Origin of the sequence: Paraburkholderia antibiotica (genome assembly GCF_012927125.1) — a bacterium.
GTDB lineage: Bacteria > Pseudomonadota > Gammaproteobacteria > Burkholderiales > Burkholderiaceae > Paraburkholderia > Paraburkholderia antibiotica.
Genome location: NZ_JABBFZ010000003.1, coordinates 38,083 through 60,178, shown reverse-complemented (window position 1 = coordinate 60,178; position 22,096 = coordinate 38,083). Strand labels below are relative to the sequence as shown.

At 65.6% G+C, this 22,096-nt stretch carries 18 protein-coding genes; 5 read left to right on the top strand and 13 right to left on the bottom strand.

From position 1 onward, the window contains the following. The first annotated feature begins 23 nt into the window (after positions 1-23). On the top strand, positions 24-926 hold the full coding sequence (locus tag HHL14_RS07190) for a 5'-nucleotidase (protein ID WP_169496903.1): 903 nt from the start codon (positions 24-26) through the stop codon (positions 924-926). Beyond that, positions 923-1,747, top strand: coding sequence for an NADPH-dependent 7-cyano-7-deazaguanine reductase QueF (queF, locus tag HHL14_RS07185; RefSeq protein ID WP_169496902.1), 825 nt, complete (start codon positions 923-925; stop codon positions 1,745-1,747). Before HHL14_RS07190 ends, queF begins: the two co-directional genes overlap by 4 nt. A 103-nt stretch (positions 1,748-1,850) precedes the next feature. Here the strand turns inward: queF and HHL14_RS07180 are convergent, their stop codons facing one another. The 3 genes from HHL14_RS07180 to HHL14_RS07170 form a co-directional block, all read right to left on the bottom strand. After that, a complete protein-coding gene (locus HHL14_RS07180; protein WP_169496901.1) occupies positions 1,851-2,237 on the bottom strand; it encodes a RidA family protein in 387 nt (128 codons plus the stop codon). 77 nt (positions 2,238-2,314) lie between these two features. After that, positions 2,315-3,796 (bottom strand): N-acyl-D-amino-acid deacylase family protein, encoded by a 1,482-nt coding sequence (locus HHL14_RS07175; RefSeq protein WP_169496900.1) that lies wholly within the window; start codon positions 3,794-3,796, stop codon positions 2,315-2,317. A 14-nt stretch (positions 3,797-3,810) separates the two neighbouring features. Beyond that, positions 3,811-4,701, bottom strand: coding sequence for a MurR/RpiR family transcriptional regulator (locus HHL14_RS07170; RefSeq protein ID WP_169497256.1), 891 nt, complete (start codon positions 4,699-4,701; stop codon positions 3,811-3,813). A 160-nt stretch (positions 4,702-4,861) separates the two neighbouring features. Here HHL14_RS07170 and HHL14_RS07165 point away from each other — a divergent pair, with 160 nt between their 5' ends. Further along, the gene (locus HHL14_RS07165; RefSeq protein WP_169496899.1) at positions 4,862-6,139 is read left to right on the top strand and encodes an amino acid deaminase; all 1,278 of its coding nucleotides are present in this window, start codon (positions 4,862-4,864) and stop codon (positions 6,137-6,139) included. A gap of 120 nt (positions 6,140-6,259) precedes the next feature. On the opposite strand, the gene HHL14_RS07160 is transcribed toward HHL14_RS07165, so the two are convergent. Together HHL14_RS07160 and HHL14_RS07155 are read right to left on the bottom strand one after the other, a co-directional pair. Further along, complete coding sequence (locus tag HHL14_RS07160) at positions 6,260-6,781, bottom strand: MarR family winged helix-turn-helix transcriptional regulator (RefSeq protein ID WP_169496898.1); 522 nt, start codon at positions 6,779-6,781, stop codon at positions 6,260-6,262. A gap of 29 nt (positions 6,782-6,810) precedes the next feature. Further along, the gene (locus HHL14_RS07155) at positions 6,811-8,406 is read right to left on the bottom strand and encodes an MDR family MFS transporter (protein WP_169496897.1); all 1,596 of its coding nucleotides are present in this window, start codon (positions 8,404-8,406) and stop codon (positions 6,811-6,813) included. A 141-nt stretch (positions 8,407-8,547) separates the two neighbouring features. Between HHL14_RS07155 and HHL14_RS07150 the strand changes: the two genes are divergently transcribed. Then, positions 8,548-9,387 (top strand): EcsC family protein, encoded by an 840-nt coding sequence (locus tag HHL14_RS07150; protein WP_169496896.1) that lies wholly within the window; start codon positions 8,548-8,550, stop codon positions 9,385-9,387. Here HHL14_RS07150 and HHL14_RS07145 read toward each other — a convergent pair. The 8 genes from HHL14_RS07145 to HHL14_RS07110 form a co-directional block, all read right to left on the bottom strand. Beyond that, a complete protein-coding gene (locus HHL14_RS07145) occupies positions 9,357-10,331 on the bottom strand; it encodes an alpha/beta hydrolase (RefSeq protein ID WP_169496895.1) in 975 nt (324 codons plus the stop codon). The genes HHL14_RS07150 and HHL14_RS07145 overlap by 31 nt on opposite strands. Before the next feature lie 125 nt (positions 10,332-10,456). Continuing rightward, positions 10,457-10,891 (bottom strand): CHRD domain-containing protein, encoded by a 435-nt coding sequence (locus HHL14_RS07140; protein ID WP_169496894.1) that lies wholly within the window; start codon positions 10,889-10,891, stop codon positions 10,457-10,459. A gap of 502 nt (positions 10,892-11,393) precedes the next feature. Next, positions 11,394-15,794, bottom strand: a complete 4,401-nt coding sequence (locus HHL14_RS07135; RefSeq protein ID WP_169497255.1) for an ATP-binding protein — start codon at positions 15,792-15,794, stop codon at positions 11,394-11,396. A gap of 176 nt (positions 15,795-15,970) precedes the next feature. Next, positions 15,971-16,717 (bottom strand): aquaporin Z, encoded by a 747-nt coding sequence (gene aqpZ / locus HHL14_RS07130; protein ID WP_169496893.1) that lies wholly within the window; start codon positions 16,715-16,717, stop codon positions 15,971-15,973. 282 nt (positions 16,718-16,999) lie between these two features. Further along, positions 17,000-17,644 (bottom strand): response regulator transcription factor, encoded by a 645-nt coding sequence (locus HHL14_RS07125; protein ID WP_169496892.1) that lies wholly within the window; start codon positions 17,642-17,644, stop codon positions 17,000-17,002. A gap of 140 nt (positions 17,645-17,784) precedes the next feature. Then, positions 17,785-18,471, bottom strand: coding sequence for a response regulator transcription factor (locus HHL14_RS07120; RefSeq protein WP_169496891.1), 687 nt, complete (start codon positions 18,469-18,471; stop codon positions 17,785-17,787). Positions 18,472-18,596: 125 nt separating this feature from the next. Continuing rightward, positions 18,597-19,277: a response regulator gene (locus HHL14_RS07115; RefSeq protein ID WP_169496890.1), complete on the bottom strand. Its 681-nt coding sequence runs from the start codon at positions 19,275-19,277 to the stop codon at positions 18,597-18,599. A gap of 267 nt (positions 19,278-19,544) precedes the next feature. Next, entirely contained in the window at positions 19,545-21,071 is a 1,527-nt protein-coding gene (locus HHL14_RS07110) for an MFS transporter (RefSeq protein WP_169496889.1), read from the bottom strand. Positions 21,072-21,166: 95 nt separating this feature from the next. On the opposite strand from HHL14_RS07110, the gene HHL14_RS07105 reads away from it, so the two are divergent. Further along, the gene (locus HHL14_RS07105) at positions 21,167-22,051 is read left to right on the top strand and encodes a LysR family transcriptional regulator (protein ID WP_169496888.1); all 885 of its coding nucleotides are present in this window, start codon (positions 21,167-21,169) and stop codon (positions 22,049-22,051) included. Positions 22,052-22,096: the final 45 nt, after the last annotated feature.

Below are 22,096 nucleotides of genomic sequence, written 5' to 3'. Positions count from 1 at the left end.
CTGCCTGGAACCGGAACGCACCCATGCCGCTTTCGCTTGTCGACAAACTGGTAGTCGCCATCTCGTCGCGCGCGTTGTTCGACTTCGAGGAAGAGAACCACGTGTACGAGGCCGGCGATCTGAAGGCTTATGAAGCGCTGCAGCGCGAACGTCTGAACGTGCCAGCGAAACCGGGCGTCGCGTTTCCGCTGATCCGCAAGCTGCTCGCGCTGAACACCACCGGCCATCACGTCGAAGTGGCAATCCTGTCGCGCAGCGATCCGATCAGCGGCCTGCGCGCGTTTCATTCGTGCCGCGAACACGGGCTCACGATCGAGCGCGGAGTGTTCACGCGCGGGCGCGCGCCGTTCGGTTATCTGAAGCCGCTGAACGCGTCGCTATTTCTGTCCGCGAATCAGCAGGACGTGCGCGATGCGCTCGCCGCCGGTTTTCCGGCCGCACGCGTGTTGCCGGAATCGGCGAAAATGGCGGGCAAGTACCCGGACGAAATCCGCATCGCGTTCGACGGCGACGCGGTCCTGTTTTCCGACGAAGCCGAACGCATCTTCCAGAAAGACGGGCTTCGTGCTTTCGTCAGTCACGAGATCGACAACAAGCACCTGCCGCTCGCGGACGGACCGCTGAAACCGCTGCTCGAAGCGCTGCACCGTCTGCAGAAACTCGCGGACACGGCCTCGCAGATGCGGATTCGCACGGCACTGGTGACAGCACGCTCGGCGCCCGCGCACGAGCGCGCGATCCGCACCCTGATGGCATGGAACATCGAAATCGACGAAGCGATGTTCCTCGGCGGCCTCGACAAGAGCGCATTTTTGCGCGAGTTCGAGCCGGACTTTTTCTTCGACGACCAGCTTGGCCACTGCGAATCGGCCCGCGTCGTAACGGCGACCGGGCACGTGCTGAGTGGCATCGTGAACGCATCATGACACCCGAACAATCTCCGCTCGGCAAGTCCTCGACTTACACCGAACAATACGATCCCTCGCTGCTGTTTCCGATTGCGCGCAGCGCCGCGCGCGAAGCAATCGGCATCGGCGCGCGCCTGCCGTTTTTCGGCACCGACATCTGGAACGCCTACGAGCTGTCGTGGCTGAACGCGCGCGGCAAGCCGCAGATCGCGGTCGCGACGTTCTTCGTGCCGGCCGACTCGCCGAACATCGTCGAGTCGAAGTCATTCAAGCTGTATCTCGGCTCGTTCGCGCAGACCGCGTTCGAATCGACCGAAAACGTGCGCGACACGATCAAGCACGACGTATCGGCGTCGTGCGGCGCGACGGTGTCGGTGCATCTGAGCACGCCGCACGAATTCGGCAAGCTGAAAATGGAAGAATTCGACGGCCTGTCGCTCGACCGCCTCGATCTCGAAGCGAACGTCTATCAGCCGGACGCGTCGCTTTTGAGCGCCGCGCACGACGAAGCACCGGTCGAGGAAACGCTGTTCTCGAACCTGCTGAAGTCGAACTGCCCGGTGACCGGCCAGCCCGACTGGGGCAGCGTGCAGATTCACTATGCGGGCCCGCAGATCGATCACGCGAGCCTGCTGCGCTACATCATCTCGTACCGCAATCACACCGGCTTTCACGAGCAGTGCGTCGAGCGGATCTTCGTCGACATCATGAAGATATGCAAACCGCTGAAGCTCGCGGTGTATGCGCGCTACACGCGCCGCGGCGGGCTCGACATCAACCCGTTCCGCACCAACTACAACTCGCCGATGCCGGACAATCTGCGGCTCGCGCGGCAGTAACGGCAACACGGAAGCGCACTAAAACACGGCGGTAAACGCACCGAGGGCGCCGCAGGCCATCACAGCCTGCGGCGCCCTCGTCACATCGAAGCCATCAAGCCGCTCAGGCCACCGGCTTCTTGTACGCGACGCAGTCCACCTCGACCTTGCAGTCGATCACCATCGACGACACCACGCACGCGCGCGCCGGCGGATTCTCGCCGAAGTACTCGCGGAACACCTTGTTGAACGACGCGAAATCGCGCGGATCGTCGAGCCACACGCCGCAACGCACGACGTGCTCGGCGCCGTAGCCCGCTTCCTTCAGGATCGCGAACACGTTCTGGATCGCCTTGTGCGACTGCTCGACGATGCCGCCGTTGATCACCTCGCCGTTTTCCATCGGCGTCTGGCCCGACACGAACAGCCAGCCGTCCGCCTCGACCGCGCGCGCGAACGGCATCACCTGACCGCCCGTTCCCTTGCCGCCTTCCACGCCATATCGCTTCATCGTCACACTCCTTAAAAAGTCCGGCACCTGCGCGACGCCCTCGCCGCGCGTACCGTTATCAATCGATCGAGAAAAAATCAGAACGCGTGCTGCGCATCGCCCCTCGACGGCGCGCCGCGCGTGACGAACCGGCCGGCCCGCTCGCCCGTCACCGCGCCGTCACGATACGACAGCACGCCGTTGACCCACACCGCGTCGATGCCGGCCGCCGGCTGCTGCGGCTTGTCGAAGGTGGCCGTGTCGAGCACTTTCGACGGATCGAACAGCACCAGATCGGCGTGATAGCCGATGCGCACCTCGCCGCGCTGCGCGAGACCGAAGCGGCGCGCGGACAGGCTCGTCATCTTGCGCACCGCTTCTTCGAGCGGCAGCAACGCGGCATCGCGCGCGTAATGGCCGAGCACGCGCGGAAACGCGCCCCACAACCGCGGATGCGGCAGCGGATCGTTCGGCAGGCCATCCGAGCCGACCATCGTCGCCGGATGCGACAGGATGCGCCGCACGTCGTCTTCCGACATGTTGTGATACACCGCGCCGGCCGGCTGCAGGCGCTTGCCCGCTTCCTGCTGCGACACGCCCCATTCGGTCGCGATTTCGCGGATCAGCTTGCCCGCCATCTCCGGATGCGGCTCGGACCACGTAATCGTGATGTCGATGTCGCCGGTCACCTGCTTGAGGTCCAGCGTCGATGAACTGCGGTTGTACGGATAGCAGTCGCAACCGACCGGCTGCGCGCCGCGCGCGCCTTCGAGCGACTTCAGCACCTCGACGCTGCGCCCCCAGTTCGACGGCCCCGCGCACTTCAGATGCGAGATGATCACCGGCACATGCGCATGACGGCCGACGCGATACGCCTCGTCCATCGCGTCGAGAATCGCGTCGAACTCGGTGCGCATGTGGGTGGTGTACAGCGCGCCGGCGGCGGCGAGCGGTTCGGCCAACGCCATCACCTCCTCGGTCGGCGCGGCGAACGCCGAACCGTACGCGAGCCCCGAACTCAGGCCGAGCGCGCCATGCGCGAGCGCTTCCTCGAGCTGCGCGCGCATGCCGTCGATTTCCTGCGCCGTGGCCGCACGATCGAGCCGGTCCATCTGGTTGTTGCGCAACGCCGTATGACCGACCAACGCGCCGACGTTCACCGCCGGCCGCGCGGCATTCACCGCGTTCACGTAGTCGGCGAAGCTCGGATACTGGAACGCGTCGCGCTCGCCGAGCAGGTTCATCGGATCGGGCGGATCGCCCTTCAGCGACACCGGCGACGCGCTGATCCCGCAATTGCCGACGATCACCGTCGTCACGCCCTGGGTGATCTTTGGCAGCATCTGCGGCGAGCGGATCACGTGGGTGTCGTCGTGCGTGTGCACGTCGATGAAGCCCGGCGCGAGCGCGCGGCCCTCGGCCTCGATCACCTCTTCGGCGAGCCAGTTCGACAGATTGCCGATCGCGGCGATGCGCCCGTCGCGGATCGCCACGTCGCGCTCGACGGGCGGCGCGCCCGTGCCGTCGTACAGTTGCGCGCCGACGATCAGCGTGTCGGCGGCTTCGGGATGCGAATGCATGGATCAGTCTCCTATCAGTCCCCTAGGGGTTGTCGATCGCCACCACCGCGATGCGCGTCGAGCGCGTGCTTCATGCGGCGCAGCAATTCGCGGCTCTCGTCGCCCTGACTGACGGCAAGTTCGGTGACGAGCACGTCGAGTGCCATCATCATCGCGTAACGGGATGACGATGGCTTGTAAATGAAATCGGTTTCGAACGCGACGATCGGGATCACCCAATCCGCGAGCTTCGCCAGCGGCGACGCGGGCGCGGTCAGCGCGATCACGGTCGCGCCGTAGCTGCGCGCGATCTTGCAGTTCTCGATCATCTCCGGCACGCGGCCGGTGGTGGACAGCGCGATCACCACGCATTCGCGCGACACTGTGCTCGCCACCATCCGCTGCAACAGCCCGTCCTGATAGGTCGCGACCGGCCGGCCGAGGCGCACGAGACGAAAGCGCATTTCGTCGGCCAGCGCGGTCGAGCCGCCGCCCATGCCGAACACGTAGATCATGCGCGCATCGCGCAGCGCCGCCGCCGCGTCGCCGAGCGGCGCCTGGCGCAACAACTGATGATTGTGCGCGAGCGCGGTCTGCAATTCGTCGAACACGCGGGTGGCGATCGGCTCGGGTGCGTCGCTTGCTGCGTCACGCTCCAGAAAGCGCTGACCGACCGCGGCCGCCTGCGCGAGCCGCAGCTTCAGTTCGCGCACGTCGCGACAGCCGACCGCTTTCGCGAAGCGCGTGACCGTGGCGACGCTGACCTCGGCCTGCTGCGCGAGCGCACCGATGCTCGCGCGCGACGCTCCAGTCAGGTCGTCGAGGATCAGCGCGGCGACCTTACGTTCGGCCGAGCGCAATTCCGGCGCGCATTCGGCGATGCGCGCGACGATGTCGAAAGCAAGCGGTTCGGCGCTACTGTTCATGGCGGTGCGATACGGTGCGATTTGCGACACGGCCTGCGCGGCCGCTGGAAAGGTCCGCGAAAGTTTTGGTACTAAATAACATTTCTCCAGACATCGTACTTTCGGTAACATGATGAAGTCAAATCTGATTCAATTTAACCGGACGATGGAGCACGGAGACATGAAAGTTACAAACTATCAAGGCGCGACGATTGATCCTTATAGCAAGGGCTTGGGCATGGTTCCGGGCACCAGCATCCAGTTGACGGATGCCGCGCGCCTCGAATGGAACCTGCTCGACGAGGACGTGAGCCTGCCGGCCGCGGTGCTGTACGCGGATCGCGTCGAGCACAATCTGAAGTGGATGCAGGCGTTCGTCGCCGAATACGGCGTGAAGCTCGCGCCGCACGGCAAGACGACGATGGCGCCGCAACTGTTCCGCCGCCAGCTCGACGCCGGCGCGTGGGGCATCACGCTCGCCACCGCGCATCAGGTGCGCGCCGCGTATCACGGCGGGGTGTCGCGCGTGCTGATGGCGAACCAGCTGGTCGGCCGTCACAACATGATGATGGTCGCCGAACTGCTCAGCGATCCGGACTTTGAATTCTTCTGCCTCGTCGATTCGGCCGAAGGCGCCGAGCAGCTTGGCGAGTTTTTCACGTCGGTGAAAAAGCCGCTGCAGGTGCTGCTCGAACTCGGCGTGCCGGGCGGCCGCACCGGTGTGCGCGACGCAGCGCAGCGCAATGCGGTGCTCGACGCGATCGCGCGTTATCCGGACGTGCTGAAGCTCGCGGGCGTCGAACTGTATGAAGGCGTGCTGAAGGAAGAAGCCGAGGTGCGCGCGTTTCTGCAAGGCGCGGTCGCGGTCACGCGCGAACTGGTCGAACAGGGGCGCTTCGCGCGTTCGCCGGCGGTGCTGTCGGGCGCAGGCTCGGCGTGGTACGACGTGGTCGCCGAAGAATTCGCGCAAGCCACGCAAACCGGCAAGGTCGAGGTCGTGCTGCGCCCCGGCTGCTATCTGACTCACGACGTCGGCATCTACCGCAAGGCGCAGACCGACATCTTCAAGCGCAATCCGGTCGCGAAGAAAATGGGCGAAGGGCTGATTCCGGCGCTGCAGTTGTGGGCATACGTGCAGTCGATTCCCGAACCGGATCGCGCGATCATCGGTCTCGGCAAGCGCGACTCCGCGTTCGACGCGGGCATGCCGGAGCCGGCGCGTCACTATCGTCCGGGCAGCGAAGCGCCGCGCGATATCGCCGCGAGCGAAGGCTGGGAAATCTTCGGCATGATGGACCAGCACGCGTATCTGCGAATTCCCGCCGGCGCCGATCTGAAGGTGGGCGACATGATCGCGTTCGACATTTCGCACCCGTGCCTGACGTTCGATAAATGGAAACAGGTGCTGGTCGTCGATCCGCAGTATCGCGTGAAGGAAGTGATCGAGACGTTCTTCTGATTGCGATTGCGCTCGGCCCGCGCTGCGCTCGCGCGTGGGCTGTTAATGAATTCTGAAATGAAAAAAGGCTGCGGACCCATGGTCCACAGCCTTTTTTCCTTGCGACGCGCGCTGGATGAATCAGGCGCGTTGCGCAGTCTCGTCGCCGGTGGTTTTCGGAGCGGCTGGGGCAGTCGCGACGGCCGCGCCGGCAACCGCAGTGGCAGCGGCGGTAGCCACCACCTCACCGATCCGCGCCTCCAGCATCTTCAGCGCACCCGACAGCGCCCCGAGCGCGTCATCCGGCAACGACGCCATCGTGTCGTGCAAAAACGCATTGCGGCGCGGCAGGCTCTCTTCGGTTGCCGCCTGCCCGGCCTCGGTCAGACGCACGTTGGTCACGCGGTTATCGCGCGTATCCATGCTGCGCGCGATCCAGCCCATTCCTTCGAGCGTTTTCAGCTGCCGCGTAAGCGCGCCCGGATCGACGCGCAGCCGCTCGACGAGCCGCTTCTGCGACGACTCGCCGGCCTGCTCGTGCAGCGCGAGCAGAATGCGCCAACGCGGCAACGGATGACCCACCTGGGTCTCGAATGCCGACATGAACGCCCGATACGTGCGGCCGAATTGCTGCATCACGGCGACGCGGTCCTGTTCTTCCATAATCTGCTGTCCAACACCAAGTCAAAAAATCAGTCCGCGTGAATCACCGGTTCGAGCTTGCGTTGCAGCTTGATCGGCGGCACGCGGCGGCTTTGCCACACGGAAACGACCGCGATCACCGCCGCCATCGCGAGACCCAGATGGATGGCCCCGACCAGCGCCTCGCGCGCGCTTTCGAGCAACATCGCGCCGTTGTGGCCCGCGTGCGTCAACTGCTCGACGAGCGTGGTCTGCGCGTCGCGATTGATCAGGATCTGCGGATCGCCGAGATCGGCGAACCAGTGCGTCGCGCCGTCGGTATCGAGCGCGTTGCGCACGCCGCTCCGGTACATGTGCGTCACCAGCGTGCCGGTCAGCGCCGTGCCGAGCATGCCGCCGATCATCCGCAGCGACTGCATCAGCGCGGTCGCGATGCCGAGGTGTTCGCGGCCCGCGGTCTGCTGCGCGAAGATCGTCAGGTTCGGCATCACGAAGCCGAGGCCGAGACCGCCGAGCACCATGAACGACATCAGCATCCACTGCGGCATCGAACGGGTCGCGACGACGACGCCGAGGCACGACAGCGCGATCATCGCGAAGCCGATATACAGCATCAGGTTCGGATTCTTCACGCGCGACACGATGCGCCCGTTCGCGATGCTGCCGATCGTGATGAACACGACGAGCGGCGTAATGACGAGCCCCGCCTCCTTCGGCGACATCCCGAAGCCGCCCTGGAACAGCAGCGGCGCGTAGAACAGCATCGAAAACATCGTGAAGCCGCCGAGCACGGCCAGCGTGAACAACGCGGCGAGACTGCGATTGCGGAACATGTCGACCGGCAGGATCGCGGTCGGACAACGCTTTTCCCACTTCCACAACGACACGGCCGCCGCCACGCTCAGCCCGAGCAGCGCGACCGCGGAGAGCGTGACGCCGTGCTTCGGCAGCAATTCGACGAACAGTTGCAGCGAGCCGAGCGCGACCGCGATCAGCACCGCGCCGGGCCAGTCGAGCCGCATCTTGGTCGTGTGCTCGACCTGCCGCAGATGCGGCAGGAAGCGCCAGACGAAAAACAGCGACAGCAGCCCGACCGGCAGATTCACGTAGAACACCGAGCGCCAGCCGTAGTACTGCGTGAGAAAACCGCCGAGCGACGGCCCGACCGCGTTGGCGATCCCGAACGCCGAACTCATCAGCACCTGCCAGCGCAGCCGCACGACCGAATCGGGGAACAGATCGGGAATGCACGCGAACGCGGTGCCGACCAGCATCCCGCCGCCAATGCCCTGCAGGCCGCGCGCGAGCACCAGAAACATCATGCTGTTGGCCGCGCCGCACAGCACCGACGCGCCGGTGAACACGACGATCGACGCGATCACGAACGGCTTGCGCCCGTAGTAATCGCCAAGCCGCCCGAAGATCGGCACGGTGATGACTGAAGTCAGCAGGTACGAGGTGGCGACCCACGCGTAGAGCTCGAAGCCCCGCAATTCGGACACGATGGTGGGCAGCGCGGTGCCGACCACGGTCTGGTCGAGCGCGACCAGCATCGTGACGAAGGAAATGCCGAGCATCGCCAGCAGGGATTCGCGAAACGGTAGAACTTGCCCACTCGAGTGATGGGCGGCGGTATGGACAGCCATTTTTGATGGAGCAAAAGTTGACTTGTCAAAGGGTCGGGAATCATACCATGGTGCGACGCTCTAAGCGTGACCCGCGACGCATCGCGCCGCGCCGTTAAACTGCCCCACATTACTCATCACACGAAGCCTTCAGGGAGGCCCATGCAGCCGAGTCCGCTTGCAGCCCAAACCTTATCGGAGCAGGATCTGAACGCGCTGCGGCGCGCCAAACACCAGCTCGAAAGCCCCGCTCTCACGATGAAGCTCGCGAGCGTCGTCGGTGCGCCGATCGAGAAGCTGTTGTCGCGCATCCCCGCATTCGCCAACGAAAAGGTCTCCGACGCGACCCAGGCCGCGTTGCGCAAATGCCTGTCGATCGCGCTGCGCACGCTCGGCCGGCGCGACGCCGCGCGAGCGCTCGCGCCCGACAAGCCGAGCAACCTGCTGCACAAGTTCGCGGTCGCGACGACCGGCGCGGCCGGCGGCGCGTTCGGCCTCGTCGCGCTGCCGGTCGAGCTGCCGGTCACGACCACGCTGATGTTCCGCTCGATCTGCGATATCGCGCGCAGCGAGGGCGAGGATCTGAGCTCGGTCGAAACCCAGCTGCAATGCCTGACCGTGCTCGGCATGGGCGGCACGTCGAGCGAGGACGACGACGCCGACCTCGGCTATTTCTTCATGCGCGGCGCGCTCGCGCAGGCGGTGTCGAAGGCGTCGTCGGAGGTGGCGAGCAAGGGTTTCGCGACGCACGGCTCGGCGGCGCTGCTGCGCCTGCTCAACGCGATCGCCGCGCGCTTTTCGGTGCAGGTGAGCGAGCAGATCGCGGCCAAATCGATTCCGGCGATCGGCGCGGTGCTCGGCGCGATGGTCAACACGGTATTTATCGACCACTTCCAGCAGGTCGCGCACGGTCACTTCACCGTGCGGCGACTGGAGCGGCAGTACGGTCAGGAAACGATCGAGGCCGTCTATCAGACGCTCGACGTCACGCTGGACGCCTGAGCGGCGCTCGCCGCCGCCGACGCGCGGCTCGTCGCGCGCCGCACGAACGCGGCCGCGCGGTCGAGCGCGCGGTTCGCCTCCGGCATGAACGGCGCGAACATCGGCCACACGTGCGGCAGCTTCTTCCACACCTCGCATTCGCAATCGACACCCGCCGCGCGCGCGTTGTCGGCGACCCGGCGAGAGTCGTCGAGCAACACCTCGGTGCTGCCCGCCAGAATGAAGAGCGGCGGCAACCCGCGCAGGTCGGCGTAGACCGGCGACGCGTACGGATGCGTGGCCGCCGCATCGCCCAGATAGACCTTGGCCGCGCGTTCGATCGACGCACCACAGAACATCGGGTCGACGCTGTCGTTGGTGCGCAGGCTCGCGCCGGTCGTCGCGAGATCGGTCCACGGCGAGAACAGCACGGCGCCGGCCGGCAACGGCTCGCCGGCGTCGCGTAGCGCGACCAGCGTAGCGAGCGCGAGACCGCCGCCGGCCGAGTCGCCGGCAATTACGATCGAACCGGGCGCGACGCCCATCGCCAGTAACTGGCGATACGCGGCGGTGGCGTCGTCGAGCGCGGCCGGGAAACGGTGCTCGGGCGCGAGGCGGTAGTCGAGGGAGAAAAGCCGTGCGTCGGCGCGCGTAGCCAGCCCGAACGTCAGCGAACGATGCGTGCGCGGCGAGCAGAAGTAATAGCCACCGCCGTGGCAATACAGCACGAGAGGTTCGGCGCCACCGGCCGAGCCGCCATCCACGCGTTCGAGCCATTCGCCGAGCAGCGGGGCATCGGCCGCGCCATAGGTTTCACGCAGATGCCAGCCGTGCGGCACGCGGGGCGACCACACGCGCTTCGCGCTCAGCGCTCGCGCCCGTTCGACGTTGATGGACGGCTTCAGGGTTTCCGGCTTGAACTGCCGGCGCAAATACCAGCAGGCGAGCGCGCTTTGCCAACTCATCGGGACAGGCTCCTTCGTTGAAGTCCCGTCATGGTACGTGCGTTGGCGGGCAGGCCGCGTGGGTGGCGGGTTCTAATCGGCGACGGTCTTCGATCGTCCGCCAGCGGCCCACGCCAATACAACGCCTAGTTCGCCGGCAACACCTGGCCGCGAATTTCGCCCATCGGATTCTGCGCGGTATGGACGTTGAAGTACCACTGCCCGGCCATCAGATCGGTGACCTGCTGCTCGGTCAGCTTCGCCGTACCTTTGATCGGACTCGCGAGTGCGCTCTTGTCGATCGGCACCTGCACCTTCGCGTTCTGGCCGACCGGCGCCGGACCGTGGAAATGCGCGGCGGTCGCCGGGCCGCTCAGGCCTTCGTAGGTGATCGTCCATTGCAGCGATTGGGTGGACGTGTCGAAGGTCGCGTTCAGCATGCCGTGGCCGTGGCTTACGCGCGGCGGCACTTCGCTCGATGGTTCGAGATCGGCCTTCAGCGCCACCGTATCCGCGCACGCAACGCCCGACGCCAACGCCCACAACACCACGGCCAGATTCAGTTTTCGCAGCGTAATCATGGTCTTCTCCGCACTTTGACGCGCCGCCGCGGTGTCACGTCAACCGCGCGGGGTTTCCACATACTAGTGCAAATCGTTCGACGCGGGTGACGGCCGCGATGGGGATCGTCGTGGCCTCTTCTCGTTGGCTTCGCGCAGATTCCGCGACGCCGCGCGAGCCTGGAGACGATAAAGATTCGCGCGGAATTCAAACGCCCCGACAGGCGAAAAAGTGCGCACCACGCACAGACGTTCGCAAAATAGGCCCTAAATAGAGGGTTAAAATGTGTCAGGTGCGCGTTTTAATCGATTTATCCAAAGAGTTAATTGTGCAATTTGTAATGAATAAAGCACCCCATCCCTGGTATGCTCCTGCCTGCGAGAAGTGACTCCTTCATCGAAGGGTGTCTCCAAATCTTTAACGCGGCCTCGGCCGCGTTTTTTTTCGCCTCGAGCCGTTGAAATGCCGGCAATTTGAAATGCCGGCGTGGTGCGCACGACCACACGTGCGCAATCGCCGACGCTACGCGAGCAAGGCTGCCTGCTGCTCGATGCCGTCGAACATCACTTCACAGCTGTGGATCAGCGCAAAGCCCTCTTCTCGCAAACACTGCGGCGTTTTGCCGGCGATGTCGTGGCGATATGCGTCGAGTACCTGGATGAGCGGCGCATATTGCAGCACGCTCGCCGCCCCCATCACCCGATGCAACCACTCGCGCAACCGCGCGAGCTCCGCGTGTTCGAGCAGCGACGCGAGCGCCTGCATGTCGTCACGCAACGAGGAAACGAACGAGTCGAGCAACACCTTGACCGTCGATTCGCTGCCCCACAACTGCGTCATATGCGCGAGATCGACCGGCACGAACGGTTCCGCGACGCTAGCCTGAGGCACAGGACTTTCGATAGTCGGCCCGGCCGGCAGTTGACCGGCCGCCTCCGCCGACGTGCCCTGCCACGCGCTGTCGCCGCCGAACCAGCGGTCCAGATAGTCGCGCAACGTGGCGAGCCGGGTCGGCTTGATCAGGCTGTCGTCCATGCCGGCGTCGCGGCATCGACGCAGATCGTCGGGCGCGGTGTTCGCGGTGATGCCGAGAATCGGCAGACGTTGCGCATTGCCGCGCTTCGCTTCCGTTTCGCGAATCCGCCGCGTCAACTCGTAGCCCGACAGGTTCGGCATGTGGCAATCGGTAATCAGGCAGCCATAATTCGTCCGTTCGAGCGCGGCGAGCGCTTCGGCGCCGTCGTTCGCGACGTCGCAGGCAAAACCGAGCAACGCCAGTTGATGACGGATCAGCTCCTGATTGACCGGATGATCTTCGGCGACGAGAATCAGCCGTCCGCTCGCGATCGCGCGTTCGCGATCCGGCGGCATCGCAACGCCTTCGGCCGTCAGCGGCACGCCGTTCGAGCGGGGCGCCAGCGACGCGAGGCCCGTCATCGCGGCTGTGCACGCGGCGCCGAGACCTCGCCATGAAATCGGATTGATGCTCACGCGCACCTTGTCGTCGAGAATGCGGTAGCCGGTCGGTTTCGACTTTTCCGTCAACGTGACAACGCGCGTGTTCGCGCCGATCCCTTCAGGCAAATCCGCATCCTCGCTAATGAACAGCAGATCGGCGTCGGTCAGCGCCGCTCGCTCGCGCAACGTCGACGCATCGAGCGCGTCGGGTGAGAGGCCGCGCAATTCGAGCCCAAGCGCCTTGCCGAAGTGCAGCAGCGCCCGGCCGACACGCGGATCGCTCGCCATCACGACGCCGCATTTGCCGCGCAAGCCGCTGATCGCGTAGTGCTGCGCAACGACCGGCATCGTCAGCCGCACGATCATGCTCGTGCCGCGCCCGGGTTCGCTGTGCAGCGCCAGCGTGCCGTTCATCAGCTCGACCAGCTTGCGACAGATCGTCAGCCCCAGCCCCGTGCCGCCGAAACGCCGCGTGGTGGACGACTCGGCCTGCACGAACGGCTCGAACAGACTCGCCTGCACGTCCGGCGCGATACCGATGCCGGTGTCGTGCACGATCATTTCGAGCGTCTGCGTAGACGTCCCCGTGCCGTCGTCATGACCGATCACCGACACGCTCACGCCCACTTCGCCGGTCGGCGTGAACTTGATCGCATTGCCGAGCAGGTTGAAGAGAATCTGTCGCAGCCGCACGCTGTCGCCGCGCAGCGTCGCGGCCACCTCGGCCGCGATTTCGACACGCACCTTCAGCCTTTTTTCATGCGCGCGCGCCGCGAGCAACCCGACCGCGTTATCGACGAGTTCGCGCAGATCGATCGGCTCGGCTTCGATCGTGAGCCGTCCTGCGTCGATCTTCGAATAGTCGAGCAGGTCGTCGAGAATCTGCAGCAACGCGCCCGCCGATTCGTTGACCATACCGAGCATTTCGCTCTGGTCGGTGCTGAGCGGCGTGCGTTCCAGCACTTCGACGAGGCCGAGCACACCGTTCATCGGCGTGCGGATTTCGTGGCTCATCATGGCGAGGAAATTGTCTTTCGCGCGCGACGCCGCTTCGGCCACGTCGCGCGCCCGTGCCAGCTCCTGGGAACGCGCGCGCTCGATGCTCGCGTCGACCCAGTAGCCGCCCCAGACGACGCTGCCATCCGCGTCGCGCCGCGGCACCAGCTCGGCGCGCACCCATTTCTGCTGCCCCATGGTTTCGAGGCGGAATTCCATGTGCACCGGCGTCACACAACTGGCGGAGCGCTCGAGTTCGGCGAGCACGAGCGCGCGGTCCGGCTGCGCCACGCGCTCGAAATCGACTCGCGCGCGATGCCTGAGCGACGCGTCGCCGACCAGATGCAGCGTATCGCCGCCGATGTACGGAAACGAATACTCGCCGGCCGGCGAGCGCCGCAACTGGAACACCACCGCCGGCAACGAGCGCGTGACGTCGAACAGGCGCCGCTCGGTTTTGCGCGCACGCATTTCGGCGCGGCGGATGTCGGTGATGTCGACCATCGTGCCGAGTATGCACACCGGCTGCCCGTCGCTGCCGTCGCACACGCTCGTCCAGAACAGGCCGTGGCGCAGTTCGCCCGCGCTGTCCTCGAATTGCAGTTCGACCTTTGCCATGCTGCCGCCATGCAGCATCTCGCGCGTCATGTCGTCGAGCATGCGGCTGTTCGCCTCGCCCCAGGTGCCGACCTCGGCCGTGGTGCGTCCGAGCACGGCTTCGCGGCTCAGCCCGCTGGCTTTCTCATAGGCCTCGTTGACCGCGATGTAGCGCCCGTCCAGATCTCGCGCGACGAGCGGATAAGGCACGGTCTTCATCATCGTGTCCTGCAGATTCAGCTGCAGCGCGAGCTCCCGCTCGGTCTGCTTGCGCAGCCTGACCTCGCGTTGCAGCAGCACGTACGCGCGCAGCGTGACCAGCAACACCACGCCGATGCCGATCAGCACCGGCAGCAGACGCATCGCGGTCACGCTCAGCACCGGGTTGCCCGACGCGTCGGCACTCACCCACTTCGCGCGGATGCGCTGTCTCTCGGCGGTCGGCATGGCCTTCAACGCGCGGTCGATCAGCTTGACGAGCGGGCTCAGGTCCTCACGCACCGCGAAGTACAGCGAATGCGACTCGCCTAGCGTGCCGAACTCCCGAAGCACGCCCTCGTAGCCCTGCTGCAGCTGCGCATTGACGACGGCCGCGTTGCCGGCCAGCATGTCCGCCTCGCCGGTCGCGACCTGATGTAGCGCGTCGGCCACGCTCGGCGCGACGACGAGCTGCCCGGGCGGCACGGCACCGAACGCAAGCGGCACCGAGCCGCCCGTATGCGGCGACATGACGATGCGGCACGACGCGAAATCCTTGAGCGCGCAGGCGGGCGGCGTCCCACTGCGTGCGACGAGCACCAGCGGATCGCTCTCGTAGACGCGGCTGCGGCTGACACCTTCAAGCAGTTGACCGTGGCTCGACGCCGTGGACAGCATGGCCAGATCTCCGCGCTGGAACGCTTCGACGGTGGCCGCCCAGTCGCCCTCGTGGGCGCGCTTGAACTCGACACCGAGCGTGCTGCTCAGGTACGCGAGGTAATCGGCGGTCAAACCGGATGGACGGCCGCTGTCGTCGACATAGCTGAGCGGCGCCCAGTCGCCGTCGAAGCCGATCTGCAGCGGCGGCAGCGCCTCCAGCCAGTTTTTTTCTTCCTCGCTCAGCCTGAAGCCGGGGACATCGGGCACATATGCGGCATTGAAATTGCCGGGCAACCAGCGCGAGCGGATCGCCGCGGCCTCGACGGGGTTCATCGATTCGAGCGCGTGGTTCAGTTGATCGCGCAACGCAATCCGGTCGAGCGGGACCGCGAAGCGCAGGTTGAGCGCCTTGCCGCTCTGCTCGAATGCCACGCGCAAGCCGCGAAACGCGTCGGTGGCCAGTTCGAATTGCACGACCGGCATGAAACCGAAGTAAATGTCGGCATCCCCGCGCAGAACCGCGCCGAGCGCTTCGCGGGTATTCGAGAACGCAACGACTTTGGCTCGCGGGAAGCTGTCGCGCAGCAGACGCTCACGCGCAAAACCGCGCTCGACCGCAATCCGCGCGCCGGTAAGCGCGGCGGCGCTCGCGTAGCGATCGTCGTCGCGTCGCACGACGGCCGCCGCGAACGAGTGAAAATACGGCGCCGTGAAGCTCAGGCAACGTTCGCGCTCGGGCGTGCGCGCCGCGCTCATCAACAGATCGACTTGGCCGGCACAGGCGGCGGCAAGTAGTTGCGTCATATCGGGAAACGCCTTCGTCTCGATGACGACGTCCGGCCCCACGAGCGCGCGCAGCAGTTCGCCGCTCATACCGGCGAGTTGACCGTCCTGCGGGATGTCGAACGGCGGCCAGCCGTCTTCGAGTACGCCGACGGTCAGATGAGCAGGCAAGGTCGTGGCTGGGGGCGCAGCAGAAGTGCCGGCCTGGCTGGAAGCGTTGCCGGTCGCCATGGAGGAAGCCGTGCGCGCCGCCCAGGCGACGCCGGCGAGCCTCGGCCCGTAGAGCGCGTAAGCCGCGATCAGCAGACCCAACGTGAAGAGGCACGGCAACGCGTACCGCCGCAGCTTCGCCGCCAGCACGCGCAGAACGCCGACGACGAACCGCAAAGAATGGCCTCGCTTCCCGTTCACGCGATGTCGCCCCGGCCGTCCGCCAACGACGCCGAGGACGGATCGGGATGACCATTCAGAAACGAAAACAGGCCGCCGGCCGCGATCGCACCGGCGAGCGGCGCGGCCCAGAACAGCCACAGCTGATCGAGCGCCCAGTTGCCGACGAACAGCGCCTGTGCGGTGGAACGCGCGGGATTGACGGAGCCGTTGGTGACCGGGATGGACACCAGATAAACCAGTATCAGACAGCAGCCGACGATGAACGGCGCAACCGGCGCAAGCTCTTTCCGATCGATGGGCAGCAGACACGCGGCAACGAAGGCAAAGGACAGCACGAACTCCAGTACGAGCGCCGAATGCAACGGATAGTCGGCGGGAGAATGGTCACCGAAGCCGTTCGCGGCAAATTCGCTCGCCGCGAGGTCGAAGCCCGGCCGGCCGCTCGCGATATAGGCAAGCAACGCCGCCGCGACGATGGCGCCGAGAATCTGCGCGGCGATGTACGGCAGCAGATCGCGCACCGGAAAGCGGTTCGCAACCGTGAAACCGACCGTGACCGCGGGATTGAAATGCGCGCCCGACACCTTGCCGAACGCGTAGCTGGCGGTGATGAGCGCCAGACCGAACGCCAGCGACATTTCGAGCGCGCTACCGCCTTGCAGTATCCCGCTGGTATCCAGCACGGTGCTGCCACAACCAATGAACACGAGCCATGCCGTGCCCACACCCTCGCACCATAATCGCTTGCCTAACGCAACCATCTACCCTCCACTCGTTCGTCCAGCCACGAAGCAGAAGGCACCGCACGATTGCACGAAGAACATCTGCACACGATTTCCGGATCCGCCTTCGTCCCACGAAAGCTCAGGATCACGAAATAGCCTAAGCGCCCATCGCAAATGCATGACGCGCACGCGATCGGGACACTTAGGCCAGACTCAATTATTGAATGCCCTTCGGCGCTCGCCAATCAGAAAAGTCCTAGAGAATTACTTTGCCTGGCAATTTCCGGACAAAAACGAACGTTTATAGATTGGTTTCCCTCATACCAGTCCTATTTGCTTCGCGTAATTGATCAGATCGGCTTCTGTTTCGAGCCCGAGCTTTCGCATCGCGGTACGCTTCTGCGTGCTGATGGTCTTGCCGCTGCGTTGCAGACGCGCCGCGATCTCATGCACCGCTAGTCCGCGCGCGTAAAGCTGGAACACTTCCCACTCGCGCGCGCTCATCGTGCCGTCGCGTGGCAGCAGCCGTGGCTCGGCCGCTTCGAGCGCAGTCCGCACCTGCGCCGACAGATCGATCCCGCCGGCGGCAACCGCTTCGATTGCATCGATCAATGCGTACGGCGCATCGCGTTTGTCGACGATGCCGGTCACGCCGATGCTGAGCAATCCGGACAGCACATGCGCGCGCCGCTCCATCGTCAGCACGACCACACGCGGATGCGGCTTGCGCCGTAGCAGCCGCCGCAGCAACGGCACCGCGCTGTTGTCTCCATCGAGTCCCGGCATACCGATGTCCGAGACGACGACATCGCATGGACAGGCATCGAGCAGATCCGCGAGACCGGACAGATGCGCCGCCTCGCCGACGATTTCGAGTTCGGGTTTGTCGCGCAGCAGACAGCGGATACCTGCGCGAATGCAGTCGTGGTCGTCCGCCACGACAAGGCTGATTTTCCGGGTCATGTGTTGTTGTGTTTTTTCGTATTGCCGACCGGCCCGCCTTGCACGCAAGGTGGCTCCCCCGGTCAGGCAGAGAGGGATACTGCTGCCGCGATTTCGATTGCTCCTGCTGCGGGAATGAACGCCACCCGCTGGCGGTCCTCCTACTCGTTCGGCACCACACCGCACTCGCCGGCCAGGCGAAACAGCGCCGCGTCGCTATGGAGCGCCAGCTTGCGCATTGCCGCGCATTTCTGCGTGCTGATCGTTTTCACGCTACGCCCGAGGCGGGCGGCAATTTCAGTGACGCAAAAACCGAGCGCATATTGCGTAAATACCTCGAACTCGCGCCGCGTCAGCGTGGTTCGCACGAACTCGCGCCGCTGCGCGAGCGTGTTATCCGCGAGCGACGCGCGCACCGCCGGGCTGATATAACGCTCGCGCGCGAGCACCGTAACCACCGCTACATGAATCAGATCGATGCGGTCGCGCTTGCTGAGCAAGCCGTCGACACCCAGCGACATCACCTTGCGCAACGCTTCCGCTTCGGTTTCCATGGTCAGGATCACGAGCGCCACGTCGGGATAGCGCGCCTTGAACTGCCTGAGGACGTCGAAGCCATCGCCGCCGAAAGCGCCAGGCATGTAAAGATCCATCAGCACGAGGTCGCACGGACTGCGATCGACCTCGACGAATAGCCCGGTCACGTCCGCCGCGCGGCCGACCACCTGCAGGTTCGGGTAATGGCCGATCAGATTCTCGATAGCCAGCAGCACCAGCGGATGGTCGTCCGCGATGATCGTGCGAACCGGCGTGCGAATCGGTGTACCTGCCGCCGCTAACGGATTCATTACCCGACGCTCCTCATTGCCTTCATTTCCCGGCCTTCTTCGCGTAACCGATACCGCTCAATGGTCGAGGAATTCTTCGCGGATCGACATCGGAGCACTCCGAAATGACTCAGGCAATATGAGCTTTATCGCCGGGCGGCAAAATCGGAAAACAGCATCCCGCAGGTACGCACGCAGGCAAACAGCGCGGGGTCGTCGCTGACGCCGAGATGCGCCATCGCTGCCTGTTTTTGCCGGGTGACGGTGCGGCGGTTGCAGCCGAGCGCCGCCGCGATCTCGCCGATCGACTCGCCGCTGACCAGTCTGCGCAGAATCTCCGTCTGACGCTTCGACAACAGCAGCGCCGTGAGGAACAGCTTGTCGTCCTCGTGCGATAGCGCGAGCGCGGCGGCGACCGAACGGCCCAGGTAGCGCACGCCGCGCGCGCATTCGCGAATGGCGTGCGGTAATTCGTCGAGCGAATCGGTTTTGCCGAGCAGACTGACGGCGCTGTCTGCCGCGACGGTGCGCAGGATCGCGCCGTTGGTCTGCCCGGTCACGACGAGCACGCGCAACGCGGGCCAGTCGCGGCGAATGCGCCGGATCAGGCCGATGCCCTCCTCGACTACGCCGCCTTGGCCGCGGGGCTCGGGCATCGACAGATCGATCACCAGCACGTCGCACGGCGTGCCGCGCAGCAGCGCGAGCAACGCCGTGGGCGTGAGCGCCTCGCCGACGATGGCAAGGTCCTCGCAAGTCTCGAGCGTCGATCGGGAGCCGAGTAAAACGAAGGGGTGATCGTCAGCCAGAATGATTCGAAGATTCACTGCGGTTGATCTCGCATTGTCAGAGTGGTGCGCTTGCGCGCGGCAATGGCCGCGTTGTCCCGCGCGCGGCCATCCGGCATCCCGGCGACGGATCGCGCGCGGGTAAAGCCATCACATCACCCTCACCATGTCGCGACAATCGGAGTGTTCCGAATCCAGGGAGAAAATTTCTTGTTTTTAGCCCGAACAGGCAATCTGGACTTCGCGGTCGGCACTTCACGATCGACACGCGCGCCGGCCGCGCCGGCGTGCTCTTCCCCCTATATGTCAGGCACGCACCGCGCGCAGCGCGCGTGTGGCCGCCGCGCGCGGCAACACCGGCAGCGCGAGCAACGCGCAGGCGCTCGCCACCGCCCACACCATCGGCCACGCCCCCACCGACAGCAACGCCGGAATGGCGAGCGGCGTCAGGAACAGCGTGAGGAACACACAGGTATTGCCCATCGCGAGCGCGGTGCCCGCGCGGCGCGTGCCGGCAAGCGTCGCCAGTTCGGTGAAGGCGACGCCGTGCCACGCCGACGCGCTGACGCCGCCCAGCACGATCATCAGCGCGAACAGCGCGACGCTCGCCGTGCGATGCAGGCCGACGAGCCCGGTCGCGAGCGCGAGCAACGCGAACAACACCGCCGTCAGCAGACTGCAGGCACGCATATACGCGCGACGATTGCCGCGCCGGTCGGTCCAGGCGCCGCTCCAGACCCGCGCGACCGCCGCGCCCGCCTGCACCGCCGCCATCGTCGCGCTGATCGCGAATACACCGGCGCGGCTGAAGTCGTGCAGGAATACCGTGCCGAACGTGATCACGGCGATCTGCGGCACGCACAATGCACCGGCGCCGAGCGCGACACGCCAGATCGCGAGATCGCGCAGTGGCGATGCGGCGGTGGATGAAGCGCTGGTGGACTGAGCAGTCGTTGATGCGGCGCGGGCGAACGTGGCGGAAGCGGTCGAGGTGGCGCTCGTGGGGTTCACGGCATTCGTTCGAGACGTCGGCTGGTGGACTGGTCGCATGCCGTTCGTGCCGTTCGTGCCGTTCGTGCCGTTCGTGCCGTTCGTGCCGTTCGTGCCGTTCACACCGTTCGTGCCGTTCACTACCGTTGCAGCCGTTCCAGCCGTCGCGCCCTTCCCCGCCGATGCCACCACGGCCTTCGCCGCCTCATTCCCATACCCAGGCTCATGCAGCCAGCGCCACGCAAACCACGCGGTGAACGCGCACGCCACCGCCAGCACCGCATACGCACTCGCAAAACCGAAGCGCGACGCCAGCACCGGCAGCACCAGCGCGCCGAGTCCGCCGCCCGCCGGCACCGCGGTCTGGCGGATGCTCATCGCGAGACCACGCTCGCCCTCGCGAAACCAAGCCATCACCGCGCGCCCGCTCGAACCGTTGACGCTGCCGCCGAGCAGCCCGACCAGCAGAAGCCCGAGCGCGAGCGGCGTCATACCCGGCACGTGCGCGCCGCCGGGCGACACGAACAGCGCGAGGCCGGCCAGCGCGGCGGCCGTCGACAGCAGACCGAGCAGCAGCACGCGACGATCTCCCCAACGGTCGGTCAGCAGGCCCCACGGCAGTTCGCTCACCGCGATCCCGAGGCCGAGCATACCGAGCACCAGACCGAGCTCGTGATTGCCGAGGTGATAACCCGAGCGCAGAAACACCGCGGTGGTCGGAATACCCGAGAACGCCGCCGAAAAGCTCGCGTTCGCCGCAAAGCCGACGCCGAGCACTTTCCACCGATGCCGCGCGCCGTGTTCGTCGACGCCACGCTGTGCCGCTAAAGATCCGTTTTCCATCACACCCTCCGCAAGTCGTTCGGAGGTATCCTACGGCTGGGCTATCCATCGGAAAAGCCGGAAATTCAGATCGAACCCATCGGAAAATCCGAATCATGAGTCAACGCGGTTTTGACCTCACGCAGCTTCGCACCTTCGTCGCCGTGGCCGAATCGGGCGGCGTGTCGGCGGGTGCCGAGCGGGTGTTTCTGTCGCAGTCGTCGGTGAGCGAGCAGCTCAAGAAACTCGAGGAACGCGCCGGCCAGCCGCTCTTCGTGCGCGGCCGCCAGGGCGTGCATCCGACACCCGCCGGCGAGCGCCTGCTCGAGCACGCGCGCCGCATCATCGCGATGAGCGAAGCCGCGTTCGACGACCTGCAAGGCCGCTCGCTCGACGGCGAACTGCGCATCGCGATCACCGACTATTACCGTCCACACGACATCGCGCGCATCCTGAAGACCTTCTCCGAACAGCACCCGCGCCTGAAGCTGCACGTGACCGTGCTGCCGAGCACGGTGATCGACAGCGGCGCGGACGATCACGCGTCGTTCGATATCGGCCTGTCCGCGCGCTTCATGCCGGCACCCACGCGCGCACGCAGCGGCGGCCGCGCCACGAGCACCGTGGTGCGGCGCGAAAAGCTGCTGTGGGCCAGTGCCGCCGATACCGGGTCGCGCCCCGACGCGCCGTATCGACTGGTGCTGCTGCCGACCACGTGTCAGTTGCAGCGCTTCGTCGTCAAGCTGCTCGACGAACACAAGGTGCCGTACGTGGTGTCGCATTCGGCGTCGGGCGTCGCGGGTCTGCAGCTCGCGTTGAAGGCGGGGCTCGGCATCTCCTGCCTGAACGAGTCGTCGCTGGGCGACGGCGTGGTGGCCTGTGCCGCGAATGTCGGGCTGCCCGCGCTGCCCGCCATCGAGTTTCATCTGCTGCCGCCGCGTGCCGGCGAAAGCGAACTGGTCAGCAACGCGCGTGCGGCGTTGATGCGGCTCTTCGCGTGACGCAGGTGGCGCACAACAGGAACGAACTGGCGCACGCAGCCGTGG

Coding starts and splice junctions, on each gene's coding strand:
- HHL14_RS07190 (WP_169496903.1), top strand. CDS start 24: ATGCCGCTTTCGCTTGTCGACAAACTGGTAGTCGCCATCTCGTCGCGC.
- queF (WP_169496902.1), top strand. CDS start 923: ATGACACCCGAACAATCTCCGCTCGGCAAGTCCTCGACTTACACCGAA.
- HHL14_RS07180 (WP_169496901.1), bottom strand. CDS start 2,237: ATGAAGCGATATGGCGTGGAAGGCGGCAAGGGAACGGGCGGTCAGGTG.
- HHL14_RS07175 (WP_169496900.1), bottom strand. CDS start 3,796: ATGCATTCGCATCCCGAAGCCGCCGACACGCTGATCGTCGGCGCGCAA.
- HHL14_RS07170 (WP_169497256.1), bottom strand. CDS start 4,701: ATGAACAGTAGCGCCGAACCGCTTGCTTTCGACATCGTCGCGCGCATC.
- HHL14_RS07165 (WP_169496899.1), top strand. CDS start 4,862: ATGAAAGTTACAAACTATCAAGGCGCGACGATTGATCCTTATAGCAAG.
- HHL14_RS07160 (WP_169496898.1), bottom strand. CDS start 6,781: ATGGAAGAACAGGACCGCGTCGCCGTGATGCAGCAATTCGGCCGCACG.
- HHL14_RS07155 (WP_169496897.1), bottom strand. CDS start 8,406: ATGGCTGTCCATACCGCCGCCCATCACTCGAGTGGGCAAGTTCTACCG.
- HHL14_RS07150 (WP_169496896.1), top strand. CDS start 8,548: ATGCAGCCGAGTCCGCTTGCAGCCCAAACCTTATCGGAGCAGGATCTG.
- HHL14_RS07145 (WP_169496895.1), bottom strand. CDS start 10,331: ATGAGTTGGCAAAGCGCGCTCGCCTGCTGGTATTTGCGCCGGCAGTTC.
- HHL14_RS07140 (WP_169496894.1), bottom strand. CDS start 10,891: ATGATTACGCTGCGAAAACTGAATCTGGCCGTGGTGTTGTGGGCGTTG.
- HHL14_RS07135 (WP_169497255.1), bottom strand. CDS start 15,794: ATGGCGACCGGCAACGCTTCCAGCCAGGCCGGCACTTCTGCTGCGCCC.
- aqpZ (WP_169496893.1), bottom strand. CDS start 16,717: ATGGTTGCGTTAGGCAAGCGATTATGGTGCGAGGGTGTGGGCACGGCA.
- HHL14_RS07125 (WP_169496892.1), bottom strand. CDS start 17,644: ATGACCCGGAAAATCAGCCTTGTCGTGGCGGACGACCACGACTGCATT.
- HHL14_RS07120 (WP_169496891.1), bottom strand. CDS start 18,471: ATGAATCCGTTAGCGGCGGCAGGTACACCGATTCGCACGCCGGTTCGC.
- HHL14_RS07110 (WP_169496889.1), bottom strand. CDS start 21,071: ATGGAAAACGGATCTTTAGCGGCACAGCGTGGCGTCGACGAACACGGC.
- HHL14_RS07105 (WP_169496888.1), top strand. CDS start 21,167: ATGAGTCAACGCGGTTTTGACCTCACGCAGCTTCGCACCTTCGTCGCC.